Genomic DNA, 16,128 nt, shown 5'->3' with positions numbered 1-16,128 from the left:
GGGTCGTGGACCCGGAGGCGGTGGAGCAGGCGGCTGTCGAGTCGGCGGTCGGCGAGCCGATGGTCGAAGAGCCGTCGGTCGGAGAGCCGTCGGTCGGAGAGCCGCTGATCGGAGAACCGGTGGCCGGAGAGTCGGTGGTCGGAGAAACGGTGGTCGCGGAGTCCGCGGCGGTGGAGCGGCCGGTCGTGGGGCCGGCCGCTGTCGAGCCGGCCGCTGTCGAGTCGGCCGCTGTCGAGCCGGCATCGTCGTCGGAGGCGGCCGAGAAGTGACCGACGAGGCTGTCGAGGCGCTGCGGCTGCTGACCACGCGGGGAGAGACCCTCGCCGTGGCCGAGTCGCTGACCGGTGGTCTCGTCGCGGCGGAGCTGGTGGCGGTGCCCGGGGCCTCGAAGGCCCTGCGCGGCTCGATCACCGCGTACGCGACGGAGCTGAAGCACCAGCTGCTCGGCGTCGAGGCGGATCTGCTCGCCGAGTACGGGGCCGTCCACCCGGACGTCGCGCTGCAGATGGCTGCCGGGGTGCGCGAGGCGCTCGGCGCGGACTGGGGCATCGCGACGACCGGCGTCGCCGGGCCCGAACCGCAGGACGGACAGCCCGTCGGCACCGTCTACGTGGCCGCCGTGGGACCCGGAAAGAGCGTTGCGAAGGGCACACGGAATTTCGCTGGTAGCCGCAAAGTACTCGAGCTGCGGTTGAACGGCGGGCGCATGGAAATCCGTAGGGAGAGTGTACGGAGCGTGCTCGGGCTGCTGACGGAAGAGCTGGTCGGAGGGCATTCCGGCGAACGTACTGGGAATGGGCGGGCACAGGATACGGAACAGAACGGGGGGTTTTGATGTTTGCAGCCCTGAGTGAACACGACATCGCTCCCCGCACGGCCGCGGCACGAGGCGGTACGGTGGGGCGTGAAGGATGCGGCTACGCGGTCCGAGGAGGGAGCCACCGATGATTCTGCTCCGTCGCCTGCTTGGTGACGTGCTGCGTCGGCAGCGCCAGCGCCAGGGCCGTACTCTGCGCGAAGTCTCCTCGTCCGCCCGAGTCTCGCTCGGCTATCTCTCCGAGGTGGAGCGGGGGCAGAAGGAGGCTTCCTCCGAGCTGCTTTCCGCTATCTGCGACGCGCTTGACGTACGGATGTCCGAGCTGATGCGCGAGGTGAGTGACGAGCTCGCTCTCGCGGAGCTGGCCGAGTCGGCAGCAGCGGTCCCGTCGGAGCCGGTGCACGCACCGGTCCGTCCGATGCTCAATTCCGTCTCCGTGACCGGCGTCCCGCCGGAACGGGTGACGATCAAGGCGCCTGCGGAGGCGGTCGACGTCGTAGCGGCGTAACGTCTCCGCGCAGCGTGACAGCAAGGACGAAAGCCCCGGCCGGGAATCGGCCGGGGCTTTCGTCTCGTGTGTCCGTATGTGTACATGTGTGCCATCGTTGTCCGTGATTCCCGCTCGGAGGTAACGGAGGTTCGCCGTGAAGAGTCCGCTGTCCGATGCCGACCTGAAGACCGTGGCCGAGGCGCTTCAGGGCGCGCTCGTGGACCTGGTCGATCTCTCGCTCGTGGCGAAGCAGGTCCACTGGAACGTGGTCGGGCCCCGTTTCCGCACCGTGCACCTGCAGCTCGACGAGGTCGTGGACAGCGCGCGGCTGCACTCCGACACGGTGGCCGAGCGAGCCTCGACGCTGGGCGTCCCGCCGGACGGGCGGGCCGCGACGGTCGCCGCGAGCAGTGGGATCGCCGCCGTCGCCGCGGGCTGGATCAAGGACACGGACGCCGTCGGGACGCTCGTGGAGGCGCTCGGGGCGGTGATCACACGGATGCGGGACCGGATCAGGGCGACGGGTGAGGCGGACCCGGTGAGCCAGGACATGTTCATCGGCATCACGGCCGATCTGGAGAAACACCACTGGATGTTCCAGGCGGAGAACCGCAGCTGAGATCCGCGCTCGTCGGCCCGGCGGCCCGGCGGGGCGGTCGGGTGCGCGTGGGTGAGGTCCGGTGACAGGCGGAGGTGAGCGGTCGTGGTGAGGCGGCTGCCGCGGTGGATACCGGGCATGGTGCTCGGCGGGCTGTGGTGGTGGGCCGTCCTGCGACTGGCGTTCACACCGGACGCGGGCGTGTTCGAGGGGGCGGTCACCTTCGGCGGGTGGGGCCTCAGCCTGCTGCCGGTACATGCGTTGCCGAAGGGGCGGGCGGCGGGGGTCGCGGGGGCGCAGGGGCGGTCGGGGGCGCGGTGGGTACGGGCGCGGGGGCGAGGGGTTCGGGCGGGGGTTCGAAGGTGGGGTGACAGGGGTTCGGGGTGGCGGGAGTGAGCGCGGTGCTGTGAGGCGTGGTGCGGGGGGTTCGGGCGGGGGTTCGGAGGCGGGGTGACTGGGGTTCGGGGGTCGCGGGAGTGAGCGCGGTGCTGTGAGGCATGGGGCGGAGTGTGGTGGGCCGGGCGGTCACGGTCGCGGTCACCAGGGCATTGCGACGCCGCCGTTCGGGCGGAGGATCTGGCCTGTCGTGAAGGATGAGGCGTCCGAGGCCAGGTGGAGGACCGCGTGGGCGATGTCGTCCGGAGCGCCGACGCGGCCGAGCGGGGCCATCCGCTCCATCAGGGATTCCGTGTGGGCCTGGGCGCTCGCGTCGTGGCGGGTCGTCATCGGGGTGCGGATCCAGCCGGGCGCCACCGCGTTGACGCGGATGCCGTGCGGGCCGACCTCCGTGGCCAGCGTCTTGGTGAGCTGGACGACGGCGGCCTTGGCGGCGCCGTAGCAGAGCAGGCCGGGGCCGCCGGTGTCGATCGCGCCCGACGCCATCGTGACGAGGGAGCCGCGGGTGCCGGCCGCGATCATCGTGCGGGCCGCCTCCTGGCACGCGTAGAGGACGCCCTTGAAGTTGACGGCGAGGACGCGGTCCAGATCTTCGTCGCGGGTCTCCAGGACGGGGCTGTTGTACATGATCCCGGCGATCGCGGCCAGGATGTCCAGCGTTCCGGTCGGGATGGCGGCGGCCGCGACGGCCTCGGCGACCTGGGCGCGGTCGGACACGTCCAGGGTGTGGGTGTGCGCCGTGCCGCCGCTCTCCTTGATGAGCGCGGCCGTCTCGTCCAGGCCCCGGCTGTCGCGGTCCGCGCAGTGCACCGTGGCGCCCGCCTCGGCGAGCAGCGCGGCCGACGCGCGTCCGATGCCGCTCGCCGCGCCGGTGACGAACGCGGTGCGGCCGGTGAGGTCGTACGCCTTTACGGGCATGAGGGGACCGTAGGAGTTACCTGACGGGCCGTCAATTGGTTAGACGCGGTTGCCTGGGCGGATGCGGGCCCGGCTGGCAGGTGGGGCACCAGTAGGTGGAGCGTTCGCGGGCACCGTCGCCCTGTTCGGCCACGCGGATCGGGGTGCGGCAGCGCATGCAGGGGCGTGAGGCACGGCCGTAGACGTACAGGCGTTCGCCCTGGCGGGCGCGGCCGGTGGTGACGCGGTTGGGGCGGTCCCTGTTGAACTCCAGGAGCTTCTTGGAGAGCGGGACGATGTGCTCGACGGCCTCGGGCGGCAGCTCGCCGACCGGGAGCCATGGCGTGATCCCCAGGAGGAAGCAGATCTCCGACTTGAAGACATTGCCCACGCCCGCGAGGTTGCGCTGGTCGAGGAGGGCCTCGCCGACGGCGCGGGCGGGATCCTGAAGGAGGTTGCTGAGCGCGTTCTCCGGATCCCAGTCCGGGCCGAGCAGGTCGGGGCCGAGGTGGCCGACGGCCTTGGCCTCCTCGCTGGTGCGGATCAGTTCCAGCACGGGGAGCCGGTAGCCGACGGCCGCGTGCGCCTCGTTGGCGAGGATCGCCCGGATCTGGAACGCGGGGCCGCCGCGCCAGCGCTCGCCCGGCGCGTAGATCTTCCAGGCGCCGTCCATCCGCAGGTGCGAGTGGAGGGTGAGGTCGCCCTCGATGCGGGTCATCAGGTGCTTGCCGCGCGAGATGACCTCCAGGACCTCGCGCCCGGTCAGATCCGCCGTGGCGAACCGGGGTACCCGCAGGTCGGAGCGGATGAGGACCTGACCCGCGAGCGCGGTGTGCAGCCGCTTGGCGGCTTGCAGGACGGTGTCTCCTTCGGGCATGTGATCAGGGTAGGCGGAGGGGCTGCGTGGCGGCGGGCGCGCAGGGTGTCGGTGATCGCGTCGGGGTGGTCTCAGGCGTGCGGAGTGTGGCTGGTGCCGTCGGCGGAGTGGTTTCGGGCGCGCGGGGTGTGGCTGGGCACGTCGTCGGGGTGGTCTCAGGCACGCAGGCGCAGCCCCCTCGGCGTCGCGTGGAAGCCCGCCCCTTCGAGGAGCGGGGCGTACGGGGAGGTCAGCGCCGCCTCGCCATTGATGCGCTCGACGGTGATCGTGCCCAGGGCGCCCGTACGGGCGGATTCGGCGAGGGAGCGGGCGGCGGCGGGCAGCCGGGGGTCGTCGGTGAGCTGGGACGCGGACGGTGCGGCGGTGTCGGACTCCGTGGCGGGCCAGGCCAGGAGGCTTTTGCCGCCGCGCTCCATGTAGAGCGTCAGCTCGCCGTCGACCAGGACGACCAGGGAGCCCGCCTTGCGGCCCGGTTTGTGGCCCGCGCGCGCGGGCGGCTCGGGCCAGGGGAGGGCCGCCCCGTACGCGTTGGCGGGATCGGCGGCGGCCAGGACGAGGGCGCGCGGGGCGGCGCCCTTGGCGGCCGGGGCGTCGGGCTGGGCGAAGGGGTCGGGCGGGGGCGCGCCGCGCTCCTGGGCGTTGGCCGCCGCGCGGAGGCGGTCCACGGCGCCGTCCATCGCGAACTGGGCGGCGCCGAGCCCCTCCACCACGTAGCCGCGCCTGGCCTGGCCGCTCTCCTCGAAGACGGACAGGATGCGGTACATCGCCGAGAAACCGCCCTCCACGCCTTCGGCGGCGACCGCGCCACGGGTGACGACGCCGTGCCGGTCCATGAGGGTGCGGGCCAGGGCGTGGGCGCGCACGGTCGGGTCGGGCTCCTGCGCGGGCAGCAGCGACCAGCGTCCGGCGACGGTGGGCGGGCCGGTGCGCGAGGTGGCCCGCGCGGCGGCCGTGAGGCTCCCGTAGCGGCCGCGCGGGACGGACCTGCGCGCGCGGTGGGCGGTGGACCCTGCGGTGCGGCCCGAGCCGAGGAGGGCGCGCATCGGGGCGAGCGTGTCGTTCGTGAGCCGGCCCGACCAGGCCAGGTCCCACAGCGCGTCGGCAAGCTGGGGATCGGTGGCGGTGAGCGGGGCGCCCTCCTGGCCCTCCGTCGCGGCGCGGACCTGGTCGGCGATCTGGCGGAAGAACAGGCCGTAGCCGCCGGACAGGCTGTTCAGGACCGCCTGGTGCAGCGGCGTCAGCTCCAGGGGGTGTGCCGGCGGCAGCAGGAGCGGGGCGGTGTCGGCGAGGTAGAGGGAGACCCAGCCGTCCTTGCCGGGGAGCGAGCCCGCGCCCGCCCACAGCACTTCGCCCGAGGACGTGAGCTCGTCGAGGAGGGCCGGCGCGTAGCCGGAGACGCGGGACGGCAGGACCAGCTTCTCCAGGGCGGAGGCGGGGACGGAAGCGCCTTGCAGCTGCTCGACGGCGCGGACCAGGCCGTCGATCCCGCGCAGGCCGTGGCCGCCGAGGTGCTGCCACTGGGGCAGGAACTGGGCGAGCGCGGCGGGGGGTACGGGTTCGAGCTCGTGCCGCAGCGCGGCGAGGGAGCGGCGGCGCAGGCGGCGCAGGACCGCGGCGTCGCACCACTCCTGGCCGATGCCCGCCGGATGGAACTCGCCCTGCACCACCCGGCCGTTCGCCGCAAGGCGCTGCAGTGCGCCCTCCGTGACCGCAGCGCCCAGGCCGAACCGGGCCGCGGCCTGCATAGATGTGAACGGCCCGTGCGTGCGCGCGTAGCGGGCGAGGAGGTCGCCGAGCGGGTCCTTGACCGGCTCGGTGAACGCTTCGGGGACGCCGACGGGGAGCGCCGTGCCGAGCGCGTCGCGCAGGCGGCCCGCGTCCTCGATCGCCGCCCAGTGCTCGGTGCCCGCGATCCGGACCTGGATGGCGCGCCGCGCGGACGCGAGGTCCCGGGCCCAGCCGGGCTCGGCGCCGCGCTCAGCCAGCTCGGCGTCGGTCAGCGGGCCGAGGAGGCGCAGCAGGTCCGCGACGCCCTCGACGTCCTTGATGCGGCGGTCCTCGGTGCGCCACTGCAGCTCCTGCTCCAGCTCGGCCAGGACGTCCGCGTCGAGCAGTTCGCGCAGCTCGGCCTGGCCGAGGAGCTCGGCGAGGAGCCGGGAGTCCAGGGAGAGCGCGGCCGCGCGGCGCTCGGCGAGCGGGGAGTCGCCCTCGTAGAGGAACTGCGCGACGTAGCCGAAGAGCAGGGAGCGGGCGAAGGGGGACGCCTCGGGGGTGGTGACCTCGACGAGGCGGACCTTGCGGGACTCGATGTCGCCCATCAGCTCGGCGAGGCCCGGTACGTCGAAGACGTCCTGGAGGCATTCGCGCACGGCCTCCAGGACGATCGGGAAGGAGCCGAACTCGCTGGCCACCTGGAGCAGCTGGGACGCGCGCTGGCGCTGCTGCCACAGGGGCGTGCGCTTGCCGGGGTTGCGCTTGGGGAGCAGCAGCGCGCGGGCGGCGCACTCGCGGAAGCGGGAGGCGAACAGGGCCGAGCCGCCGACCTGGTCGGTGACGATCTGGTCGACGTCCCCCTTGTCGAAGGCGACGTCCGCGGCGCCGATCGGGGCCTGCTCGGAGTCGTACTCCAGGCCCGGCTTGGAGGGCTCCTGGTCGAGGAGGTCCAGGCCCATCAGGTCGGCGTCGGGCAGGCGCAGGACGATGCCGTCGTCGGCGTGCATGACCTGCGCGTCCATGCCGTACTTCTCGCTGAGCCGGGCGCCGAGGGCGAGCGCCCACGGGGCGTGCACCTGGGCGCCGAAGGGGGAGTGCACGACGACGCGCCAGTCGCCCAGCTCGTCGCGGAAGCGCTCGACCACGATGGTGCGGTCGTCCGGGATGTGGCCGCACGCCTCGCGCTGCTCGGACAGGTACGACAGCACGTTCTCCGCGGCCCAGGTGTCCAGGCCCGCCTCGGCGAGGCGCACGCGCGCGTCGTCGGGCTTCTGCGAGCCGACCTCGCGCAGGAACGCGCCCACCGCGCGCCCCAGTTCGAGCGGGCGGCCCAGCTGGTCGCCCTTCCAGAAGGGGAGGCGGCCGGGGACGCCGGGCGCGGGGGAGACGAGGACGCGGTCGCGGGTGATGTCCTCGATCCGCCAGGAGCTGGTGCCCAGGGTGAAGACGTCCCCGACGCGGGACTCGTAGACCATTTCCTCGTCGAGCTCGCCGACGCGGCCGCCGCCCTTCTTCGGGTCGGTGCCCGCCAGGAAGACGCCGAACAGGCCGCGGTCGGGGATCGTGCCGCCGGAGGTGACGGCCAGGCGCTGGGCCCCGGGGCGGCCCGTGACCGTCCCCGCGACGCGGTCCCACACCACGCGCGGGCGCAGCTCGGCGAAGGCGTCGGACGGGTAGCGGCCCGCGAGCATGTCGAGGACGCCGGTGAACGCCGACTCGGGCAGCGAGGCGAAGGGCGCCGCCCTGCGGGTGAGCGCGAGGAGGTCGTCGACCTGCCAGGCGTCCATCGCCGTCATGGCGACGAGTTGCTGGGCCAGCACGTCGAGGGGGTTGCCGGGGACGCGCAGCGACTCGATGGCGCCCGAGCGCATCCGCTCGGTCACGACGGCCGACTGCACGAGGTCGCCGCGGTACTTCGGGAACACGACACCGGTGGAGACAGCGCCCACCTGGTGGCCCGCGCGCCCCACGCGCTGGAGCCCCGAGGCGACGGACGGCGGCGACTCCACCTGGATGACGAGATCGACGGCGCCCATGTCGATACCCAGCTCCAGGCTGGACGTGGCGACCACGGCGGGCAGCCGGCCCGCCTTCAGGTCCTCCTCGACAAGGGTGCGCTGCTCCTTGGAGACCGAGCCGTGGTGCGCGCGGGCCAGGATCTGCGGGGCGCCCGTCGCCGCCCCGGAGCCGCCCATCAGCTCGGCGGGGGAGTGGTCCTCGGGCAGGGCCTCGCCGGTGGCGCGCTCGTAGGCGATCTCGTTCAGCCTGTTGCACAGGCGCTCCGCCAGGCGCCGGGAGTTGGCGAAGACGATCGTGGAGCGGTGGGCCTCGATGAGGTCCGCGATGCGCTCCTCCACGGACGGCCAGATCGAGGGGCGCTCGGCCCCCTGGTCGGAGTCGGCCACCGGGGAGCCGCCCAGCTCGCCCAGGTCCTCGACCGGGACCACCACGGACAGGTCGAACTGCTTGCCGGACGGCGGCTGGACGATCTCGACCTTGCGCTGCGGCGACAGATAGCGCGCCACCTCGTCGACCGGCCGGACCGTGGCGGACAGGCCGATGCGGCGGGCCGGACGGGGCAGCAGCTCGTCCAGACGCTCCAGGGAGAGCGCCAGATGGGCGCCGCGCTTGGTGCCCGCCACCGCGTGCACCTCGTCCACGATGACCGTCTCGATGCCCGTCAGCGCGTCCCGCGTCGCCGACGTCAGCATGAGGAACAGCGATTCCGGCGTCGTGATCAGGATGTCCGGCGGGCGCGTGGCCAGGGCGCGGCGCTCGGCGGGCGGAGTGTCGCCGGAGCGGATGCCGACCTTCACCTCGGGCTCGGGCAGCCCGAGACGCACGGCCTCCTGGCGGATGCCGGTCAGGGGGCTGCGCAGATTGCGCTCCACGTCGACGGCGAGCGCCTTCATCGGCGACACGTACAGAACGCGGCAGCGCTTCTTCGGATCGGCCGGCGGGGGCGACGAGGCCAGCTGGTCGAGGGCGGCGAGGAACGCGGCGAGCGTCTTGCCCGAGCCGGTCGGCGCGACGACCAGCACGTCCGAGCCCTCGCCGATCGCCCGCCACGCCCCGGCCTGGGCGGGCGTGGGCGCGGAGAAGGCACCCGCGAACCAGCCGCGGGTCGCGGGGGAGAACCCGTCTAGGGCGCTCGCGGTGTCGGGGCCGTCACCGGCTCCCTGCCTGGACCTGACCATGCCCCCATCCTGCACCCCACCACTGACAACGGCCTTGACCTGCGGAAACGACTGGTTCATCAGGGTGACGTGGCGCAGAATGGAAGGATGGAGGGGACAGCGGGGGACGGCGAATGGGCACGGCACTGGCGCTACGAGCGGCTGCCGGGGCTCGACCTGCTGCGGGCCCGCTACCTCCGGCACACCTTCCCGCGCCACAGCCACGACGGCTTCGTCTTCGGCGCGGTGACCCGCGGCATCGAGGAGATCGGGTTGCCGGACCGCACCCTGCGCGCCGGACCCGGCACCGTCGTCATGATCAACCCTGAGGTAGCACACACCGCGCGCGCGGGCGGGCCCGACGGCTGGTCGTACTTCACGCTGTATCCGTCCGCGCAGGTCGTCACCGAGATCGCGGCGGAGACGACGTCGGCGCACGGAACCGTCAGCTTCGGCGAGACCATGGTCTCCGACTCGCGGGCCGCGCACCTGATCAAGGAGGTGCACCGGGCCGCCGAGCAGGGCAACGCGCTGGCCGCGGACAGTCTGCTGCGGGTCGTGCTCGCCCGGCTGCTGCGGGACCACGGCAAGGCGCTCACGCCGCGACCGCGCCGGTCGGCCGGGGCCACGGCGGCGGCACGCGCGCGTGAGGTCCTGGAGGAGCGCCTGGCCGATCCGCCGTCCCTGGAGGCGCTCGCGGCCGGCCTCGGCCTCAGCCCGTTCGCCCTCCTGCGCGCCTTCCGCGACGCCTACGGGATGCCGCCGCACGCCTGGCTCACCAACGTGCGCGTGCGCATGGCGCGGCGTCTTCTGGAGAAGGGTGAGGCGCCCGCCGACGCCGCCGTGGCCGTCGGGTTCACCGACCAGCCGCACCTCAACCGGCACTTCACGCGGATCGTCGGGGTGCCACCGGGGGCGTACCAGCGCGAGCGCAAGAACGTACAAGACCGCTGACCGGCGCCCTCGTAGGGTCCGGGGCGTGGCAGAACAGACAACACCCACCGACATACGAACTCCGGACAGGTCACCCGCCGGGCACGCCGCCGGAGCCGACAAGTCCGACGGGGCCGTCGTCCGGGACGCGCTCGGCGTCGGCGTCGCCGTCGGCCTGTCCGGCTTCGCCTTCGGCGTGACCTCGGCGGGCGCCGGGCTCAGCGTGCTCCAGACGTGCGCGCTCAGCCTGTTCGTCTTCACCGGGGCCTCGCAGTTCGCGCTCGTCGGCGCGCTGGCAGGCGGCGGCAACCCGTTCACCGCCGCCGCGGGCGCCTTCTTCCTCGGCGTGCGCAACGCGTTCTACGGGCTGCGCCTCTCCCAGTTGCTGGCGCTCCCGCGCGCGGTGCGGCCGTTCGCCGCGCACTGGGTCATCGACGAGACGACCGCCGTGGCGCTCGCCCAGCCGACGCGGCGCAGCGTGCGCATGGGCTTCACCGTCACCGGGCTGACCCTGTACGTCCTGTGGAACCTGACCACACTGCTCGGCGCCCTCGGCGCCGAGGCCATCGGTGACACCGACGCCTGGGGGCTCGACGCGGCAGGCCCCGCCGTCTTCCTGGCGCTCCTCGCGCCGATGGTGAAGAGCGCCAGGGAACGCGCCGTGGCGGCGATCGCCGTCGTGCTCGGCCTCGGACTGCTGCCCGTGCTGCCCGCCGGCGTGCCCGTCCTGGTGGCCGCGCTCGCCGCTCCGGCCGTGCTCTACGTGGAGGGACGCCGCCGTGGCGCCGGGGACGACAATGCCGCGCAAGGAGGCACCCGATGAACATCTGGATCGCCGTCGCCGTCACCGCGGTGGGCTGCTACGCCGTCAAACTGATCGGCCTCCTCGTACCCGCGGGCGCCCTGGAACGGCCCGCCGTGAAGCGGCTGGCCGCCTTGCTGCCCGTAGCACTGCTCGCCGCGCTCACGGCGCAGCAGACGTTCGCGGACGGACGCGTCCTGATCCTGGACGCCAAGGCCGCCGGGGTGGCCGCGGCGGCCGTCGCGCTGCTGCTGCGCGCGCCGTTCCTCGTGGTCGTCGGCGTGGCCGTGGTCGTCACGGCAGGGGTGCGGGCCCTCACCGGGTGACGGCAGGTCACTGCAAGGCGCGTCCGTACGCGCGCAAGGTGCGCAGCGCCTCGATCGTCACCATGGGGCGCGCTTCGAGGGCGGCGGCGGGCGTCCATTGGCGCCAGTTGACGGGCCAGCCGCCGTCCTCGCGCTGTTCGCTCTCCAAGTGGTCGAGCGCGCGCGTCATCTCCTCGTCGGTGAACCAGGAGCGGGCCAGCGACTCCGGCGCCCGCGCGTAGTCGTACGGGAAGTGGTGCTCACCCGGCGCGTAACCGGGAGCGAGCGGACAGTCGTCCTTGCGCTCCGGATCGAGGACCACGAGGCGCTGCTCGCGGACCAGGCGGCCGAGCCGGTCCGCCACCGCACGCGCGCGTGAGCGGTCCGGCACACCGTCCAGGAAGGCGACGGCCGCCTCGACCTCGTACGGATGCGACCGGGTCAGGGAGTCGACGGCCGCCCAGCAGAACTCGGTGGCGCGGAAGAGCCAGGCGTGCCACACCTCGTTGCGGTGCAGCAGGCCCACCACCGGGCCGGTGGCGAGCAGTTCGCCCGGCGGGTCGTCCACGACCGGCACGAACGGGGCGTGCGGATAGCCGCGCTGGCTGGGACACACCGCCGGAAGGGCGCCTTCCGGGGTGGAGGCGAGCGTCAGATAGCGGCACACCCGCTCCGCGCGCTGCCCCGCGCACCGCCCGATCGTGTCCAGGACGCGCAGCGCGTACCCGGCGTGCAGGGGCTGGCTCGCGGGGCCGCGCAAATCGGGTTCGAGGGCGTGGCCGTAGCCGTCGTCGGCCGTGCGGTAGGCGCCCAGGGCGGTCTCCACGGCGTCGGCCGCGGCGGGGGAGTTCTCCAGGAAGTGGTAGGCGAAGCGGCGCTGTTCCAGGACGCGCGCGGTCAGCCAGACGAACGATTCGGCGCGGGAGAGCGGTGAGGGCGCCGACGGCGATGAGGGGAGTGGGGAAGCTCCGGTTTCGGCCATGCGACGACCGTAGGACCCGACAGCGCCCGCGCAACGCCGCACCGGCCGGGCCCCACTCTCAGGGGCGGGATACTGGACGTATGCGGTTGACGGTCTTTTGGCAGCGGATGGCGGATCACTTCGGGCCCGGGTACGCGGACACCTTCGCCCGCGACCACGTGATGACGGGGCTCGGCGGGCGGACCGTGCACGAGGCGCTCGACGCCGGGTGGGAGGCGAAGGACGTCTGGCGCGTGGTGTGCACGGCGATGGACGTGCCCGCCGAGAAGCGCTGATCCATGGTGCGGATTCCGGGGCGGTCACCGATCGCCCGCGGGGTGGGCGAGACTGGCTCCGTGGCAGCGACTGACGAGACCCTCCCGGTGACGGCCGACGTGACTCCGCCGGGCACGACGCCTCCCGAGCAACCGCCCGGACCGGCGCCGCTCCCGCGCGCGGGGATGCCGCGCTGGCTGCCGCGCGCCATGGTGCTCGCGCTGGCCCTCATCGCCTGTTTCCGGCTCGGCACCTGGGCCTTCCACCAGGTCACCGGGTTACTGATCAACGTGCTGATCGCGTTCTTCCTGGCGCTCGCCGTGGAGCCCGCGGTGAGCTGGATGTCGGCGCGCGGTCTGCGCCGCGGCCTCGCCACCGGCCTCGTCTTCTTCGCCGTGATGGTCGCGGGCGCCGGCTTCGTCGTGCTGATGGGGTCCATGCTCGCGGGCCAGATCGTCGACATGGTCGAGGACTTCCCGAAATATCTCGACCAGGTCATCAGCTGGGTCAACTCCACGTTCCACACCGAGCTGAACCGCGTCGAGGTCCAGGACAGCCTGCTGCACTCGGACTGGCTGCAGAAGTACGTGCAGAACAGCGCGACCGGCGTCCTCGACGTCTCCGCGCAGGTGCTCGGCGGCCTCTTCCAGCTCCTGACGGTCACCCTGTTCTCGTTCTACTTCGCCGCCGACGGGCCGCGGCTGCGGCGCGCGCTGTGCTCGGTGCTGCCGCCCGCCAAGCAGGCCGAGGTGCTGCGCGCCTGGGAGATCGCCGTCGACAAGACGGGCGGCTACCTGTACTCGCGCGGCCTGATGGCGCTGATCTCCGGGATCGCCCACTACATCCTGCTGCAGGCGCTCGAGGTGCCGTACGCGCCGGTGCTCGCCGTGTGGGTGGGGCTCGTCTCGCAGTTCATCCCGACCATCGGCACCTATCTGGCGGGCGCGCTGCCGATGCTGATCGCCTTCACCGTGGACCCCTGGTACACGCTGTGGGTCTTCATCTTCGTCGTCGTGTACCAGCAGTTCGAGAACTACATGCTGCAGCCGAAGCTGACCGCGAAGACCGTCGACATCCACCCCGCGGTCGCCTTCGGGTCCGTCATCGCGGGCACGGCGCTGCTCGGTGCCGTGGGCGCGCTGATCGCGATCCCCGCCGTCGCGACGCTGCAGGCGTTCCTCGGCGCGTACGTGAAGCGGTACGACGTCACCGACGACCCCCGGGTGCACGGCCACCGCAGGCGCGCCGGGGCCTCGATACTGGCCCGCGCCCGGCGTGCCCTGCGGGGGCCGAACGAGCCGAACGCCGAGGATCGAGAGGCACCTTAGGCGCCTTCCGGAGGCGTGCGGCGCGCCCCGCGTGGTGCGCTTGACACTAAAATCGAACATCCATTCTTATGGGTGTGCCGTGCCTCGAGTTATCCACAGGCGGGACGGGCGTCGAGGCCGATTGTCAGTGGCAGGCGTTAGCGTCTTTGACGTGAAGCGATCGACACAAGCAAACCGGGTGGAACCCATGGCAGGAACCGACCGCGAGAAGGCGCTCGACGCCGCGCTCGCACAGATTGAACGGCAATTCGGCAAGGGCGCAGTGATGCGCATGGGCGAGCGGCCGAACGACCCCATCGAGGTCATCCCCACCGGGTCGACCGCCCTCGACGTCGCGCTCGGCGTCGGCGGCATCCCCCGCGGCCGCGTGGTCGAGGTCTACGGCCCGGAGTCCTCCGGCAAGACGACCCTGACCCTGCACGCCGTGGCCAACGCCCAGCGGGCGGGCGGCGCGGTGGCCTTCGTGGACGCCGAGCACGCCCTCGACCCCGAGTACGCGAAGAAGCTCGGCGTCGACATCGACAACCTGATCCTGTCCCAGCCGGACAACGGCGAGCAGGCTCTCGAGATCGTCGACATGCTGGTCCGCTCCGGCGCCCTCGACCTCATCGTCATCGACTCCGTCGCCGCGCTCGTGCCGCGTGCGGAGATCGAGGGCGAGATGGGCGACTCGCACGTGGGTCTGCAGGCCCGTCTGATGAGCCAGGCCCTGCGCAAGATCACCAGCGCGCTCAACCAGTCGAAGACCACCGCGATCTTCATCAACCAGCTCCGCGAGAAGATCGGTGTGATGTTCGGCTCGCCGGAGACCACGACCGGTGGCCGGGCGCTGAAGTTCTACGCCTCGGTGCGCATGGACATCCGCCGCATCGAGACCCTGAAGGACGGCACGGACGCGGTGGGCAACCGCACCCGCGTCAAGGTCGTCAAGAACAAGGTCGCGCCGCCCTTCAAGCAGGCCGAGTTCGACATCCTCTACGGGCAGGGCATCTCCCGCGAGGGCGGCCTGATCGACATGGGCGTGGAGCACGGCTTCGTCCGCAAGGCCGGTGCCTGGTACACGTACGAGGGCGACCAGCTCGGCCAGGGCAAGGAGAACGCGCGCAACTTCCTGAAGGACAACCCCGACCTGGCCAACGAGATCGAGAAGAAGATCAAGGAGAAGCTGGGCGTCGGCGTCCGTCCGGAGGAGCCCTCCGCCGAGCCTGCCGCCGCCGACGCGGTGGCAGCGGCCCCGGCCGAGGACGCCGCCAAGACGGTGCCCGCGCCCAAGGCCGCCAAGTCCAAGGCCGCGGCGGCCAAGAGCTAGTCCGTGACACGACGAACCGACTGGGCCGAGTACGACGCCCGTCCCGCCGTCCCCCAGGGCGGGGGGCACGGGGGCGACGAGACGTACGACGCCGCCGCGTACGACGCGTACGGGGAGGACACGTACGACGCCGCCGCGTACGACGCGTACGGCGAGGACGGGGACGCAGCCGGGACGGGGGACGGTGCGGCGGACGGGCCGCCGCGCGGCAAGGGGCGTTCGCGCGGCGGGGCCGGGCCTCGCGGACGCCGGCGCCGGGGCGGGTTCGGGGATCCGCCCGGCGCCGCACAGGACGACGGTCCCCCCGACCCGTCGAGGGCCGGGCGGGGGGAACCGTCAGGGGACCCGGCGGAGCGGGCACGGAACATCTGCCTGCGCCTGCTCACCGGGACCCCGCGCACGCGCAAGCAACTGGCCGACGCGCTGCGCAAGCGGGACATCCCGGACGAGGTGGCGCAGGAGGTGCTGTCCCGGTTCGAGGAGGTCGGGCTGATCAACGACAGCGCCTTCGCGGACGCCTGGGTGGAGTCCCGTCATCACGGCCGGGGTCTCGCCCGCCGGGCGCTCGCGCGCGAGCTGCGGACCAAGGGGGTGGACTCCACGGTGATCGACGAGGCGGTCGGTCAGCTCGACGCCGAGCGCGAGGAGGAGACCGCCCGCGACCTCGTCGCCCGCAAGCTCCGCTCCACCCGCGGCCTCGACCGCGACAAGCGGCTCCGCCGGCTCGCGGGGATGCTGGCCCGCAAGGGGTATTCCGAGGGGATGGCGTTGCGGGTGGTGCGGCAGGCGCTGGAGGAAGAGGGGGAGGACACGGAGAATTTGGGGTTCGGCGAGTAGGGGGCGCCTTGTCCAGCGCCCCCAGGTCCCGCGCGGGGCGCCCGGAAGCCGCCCCCTTCAGTGCGCGGCATACGCGCCGCCCGAAAGCCGCCTCTCTTCAGCCTGCGGCAAGCGCACCGCCTGGAGCGCAAGCCGCCCCCTTCCCTTCAGCCCGCTGCAAGCGCGCCGCCCGCTTGCTCAGCCCGCGCCAGTGACCGGCAGGCCCGCCGCGCGCCATGCCTGGAAGCCGCCCACCAGATCCGTCGCCCGGTGCAGGCCGAGCTGGTGGAGGGAGGCGGCCGCGAGGCTGGAGGCGTAGCCCTCGTTGCAGACGACCACCACGCGGAGATCGTGGTGGGTCGCCTCGGGGGCCCGGTGGCTGCCGTCCGGGTCGAGGCGCCACTCCAGTTCGTTGCGCTCGACGACCAGCGCGC

General features: G+C 73.1%; 15 protein-coding genes and 1 pseudogene. 11 read left to right on the top strand and 5 right to left on the bottom strand.

What is annotated here, in order from left to right:
• From N5I75_RS23090 to N5I75_RS23075, 4 genes and pseudogenes are all read left to right on the top strand, one after another.
• Positions 1–269, top strand: a pseudogene (locus tag N5I75_RS23090) (hypothetical protein); the annotation flags it as partial.
• A complete protein-coding gene (locus N5I75_RS23085) occupies positions 266–835 on the top strand; it encodes a CinA family protein (RefSeq protein ID WP_476680107.1) in 570 nt (189 codons plus the stop codon). The pseudogene N5I75_RS23090 and the gene N5I75_RS23085, both read left to right, overlap by 4 nt.
• Before the next feature lie 109 nt (positions 836–944).
• A complete protein-coding gene (locus N5I75_RS23080) occupies positions 945–1,325 on the top strand; it encodes a helix-turn-helix domain-containing protein (RefSeq protein ID WP_476680106.1) in 381 nt (126 codons plus the stop codon).
• 136 nt (positions 1,326–1,461) lie between these two features.
• The gene (locus N5I75_RS23075) at positions 1,462–1,926 is read left to right on the top strand and encodes a Dps family protein (protein WP_476680105.1); all 465 of its coding nucleotides are present in this window, start codon (positions 1,462–1,464) and stop codon (positions 1,924–1,926) included.
• Positions 1,927–2,442: 516 nt separating this feature from the next.
• On the opposite strand, the gene N5I75_RS23070 is transcribed toward N5I75_RS23075, so the two are convergent.
• The 3 genes from N5I75_RS23070 to N5I75_RS23060 all read right to left on the bottom strand — a co-directional run bounded on the left by N5I75_RS23070 (position 2,443) and on the right by N5I75_RS23060 (position 8,985).
• Positions 2,443–3,219, bottom strand: coding sequence for an SDR family NAD(P)-dependent oxidoreductase (locus N5I75_RS23070; protein ID WP_476680104.1), 777 nt, complete (start codon positions 3,217–3,219; stop codon positions 2,443–2,445).
• Positions 3,220–3,250: 31 nt separating this feature from the next.
• Positions 3,251–4,075, bottom strand: coding sequence for an Fpg/Nei family DNA glycosylase (locus N5I75_RS23065; RefSeq protein WP_476680102.1), 825 nt, complete (start codon positions 4,073–4,075; stop codon positions 3,251–3,253).
• 155 nt (positions 4,076–4,230) lie between these two features.
• Entirely contained in the window at positions 4,231–8,985 is a 4,755-nt protein-coding gene (locus tag N5I75_RS23060; protein ID WP_476680100.1) for an ATP-dependent helicase, read from the bottom strand.
• An 87-nt stretch (positions 8,986–9,072) separates the two neighbouring features.
• On the opposite strand from N5I75_RS23060, the gene N5I75_RS23055 reads away from it, so the two are divergent.
• Genes N5I75_RS23055 through N5I75_RS23045 form a run of 3 tightly spaced genes read left to right on the top strand, consistent with a single transcriptional unit; the run spans position 9,073 to position 11,025 of the window.
• Positions 9,073–9,918, top strand: a complete 846-nt coding sequence (locus tag N5I75_RS23055; protein WP_476680098.1) for an AraC family transcriptional regulator — start codon at positions 9,073–9,075, stop codon at positions 9,916–9,918.
• 25 nt (positions 9,919–9,943) lie between these two features.
• Positions 9,944–10,720, top strand: a complete 777-nt coding sequence (locus N5I75_RS23050; RefSeq protein ID WP_476680096.1) for an AzlC family ABC transporter permease — start codon at positions 9,944–9,946, stop codon at positions 10,718–10,720.
• Positions 10,717–11,025, top strand: a complete 309-nt coding sequence (locus N5I75_RS23045) for an AzlD domain-containing protein (protein ID WP_476680094.1) — start codon at positions 10,717–10,719, stop codon at positions 11,023–11,025. The genes N5I75_RS23050 and N5I75_RS23045 overlap by 4 nt, the downstream gene beginning before the upstream one ends.
• 7 nt (positions 11,026–11,032) lie before the next feature.
• Here N5I75_RS23045 and N5I75_RS23040 read toward each other — a convergent pair whose 3' ends face one another.
• Positions 11,033–11,986: a hypothetical protein gene (locus N5I75_RS23040; RefSeq protein WP_476680092.1), complete on the bottom strand. Its 954-nt coding sequence runs from the start codon at positions 11,984–11,986 to the stop codon at positions 11,033–11,035.
• 80 nt (positions 11,987–12,066) lie between these two features.
• On the opposite strand from N5I75_RS23040, the gene N5I75_RS23035 reads away from it, so the two are divergent.
• The 4 genes from N5I75_RS23035 to recX all read left to right on the top strand — a co-directional run bounded on the left by N5I75_RS23035 (position 12,067) and on the right by recX (position 15,715).
• Positions 12,067–12,261: a DUF3046 domain-containing protein gene (locus N5I75_RS23035; protein ID WP_476680090.1), complete on the top strand. Its 195-nt coding sequence runs from the start codon at positions 12,067–12,069 to the stop codon at positions 12,259–12,261.
• A gap of 60 nt (positions 12,262–12,321) precedes the next feature.
• Positions 12,322–13,569 (top strand): AI-2E family transporter, encoded by a 1,248-nt coding sequence (locus tag N5I75_RS23030; RefSeq protein ID WP_476680088.1) that lies wholly within the window; start codon positions 12,322–12,324, stop codon positions 13,567–13,569.
• A gap of 187 nt (positions 13,570–13,756) precedes the next feature.
• On the top strand, positions 13,757–14,878 hold the full coding sequence (gene recA, locus N5I75_RS23025) for a recombinase RecA (RefSeq protein ID WP_476680086.1): 1,122 nt from the start codon (positions 13,757–13,759) through the stop codon (positions 14,876–14,878).
• Positions 14,879–14,881: 3 nt separating this feature from the next.
• On the top strand, positions 14,882–15,715 hold the full coding sequence (gene recX / locus N5I75_RS23020; protein WP_476680084.1) for a recombination regulator RecX: 834 nt from the start codon (positions 14,882–14,884) through the stop codon (positions 15,713–15,715).
• A gap of 177 nt (positions 15,716–15,892) precedes the next feature.
• On the opposite strand, the gene N5I75_RS23015 is transcribed toward recX, so the two are convergent.
• Positions 15,893–16,128, bottom strand: a 236-nt coding sequence (locus N5I75_RS23015; RefSeq protein ID WP_476680082.1) for a rhodanese-like domain-containing protein, incomplete at its 5' end; no start/stop codon positions are given.

This window comes from Streptomyces sp. R818, from assembly GCF_056172735.1.
Note: the sequence above shows the minus strand (reverse complement) of the source record. Positions and strands in the feature narration are given on the sequence as shown.

Coding starts and splice junctions, on each gene's coding strand:
- N5I75_RS23065 (WP_476680102.1), bottom strand. CDS start 4,075: ATGCCCGAAGGAGACACCGTCCTGCAAGCCGCCAAGCGGCTGCACACC.
- recA (WP_476680086.1), top strand. CDS start 13,757: ATGGCAGGAACCGACCGCGAGAAGGCGCTCGACGCCGCGCTCGCACAG.
- N5I75_RS23080 (WP_476680106.1), top strand. CDS start 945: ATGATTCTGCTCCGTCGCCTGCTTGGTGACGTGCTGCGTCGGCAGCGC.
- N5I75_RS23060 (WP_476680100.1), bottom strand. CDS start 8,985: ATGGTCAGGTCCAGGCAGGGAGCCGGTGACGGCCCCGACACCGCGAGC.
- N5I75_RS23045 (WP_476680094.1), top strand. CDS start 10,717: ATGAACATCTGGATCGCCGTCGCCGTCACCGCGGTGGGCTGCTACGCC.
- N5I75_RS23055 (WP_476680098.1), top strand. CDS start 9,073: ATGGAGGGGACAGCGGGGGACGGCGAATGGGCACGGCACTGGCGCTAC.
- N5I75_RS23040 (WP_476680092.1), bottom strand. CDS start 11,986: ATGGCCGAAACCGGAGCTTCCCCACTCCCCTCATCGCCGTCGGCGCCC.
- N5I75_RS23070 (WP_476680104.1), bottom strand. CDS start 3,219: ATGCCCGTAAAGGCGTACGACCTCACCGGCCGCACCGCGTTCGTCACC.
- N5I75_RS23035 (WP_476680090.1), top strand. CDS start 12,067: ATGCGGTTGACGGTCTTTTGGCAGCGGATGGCGGATCACTTCGGGCCC.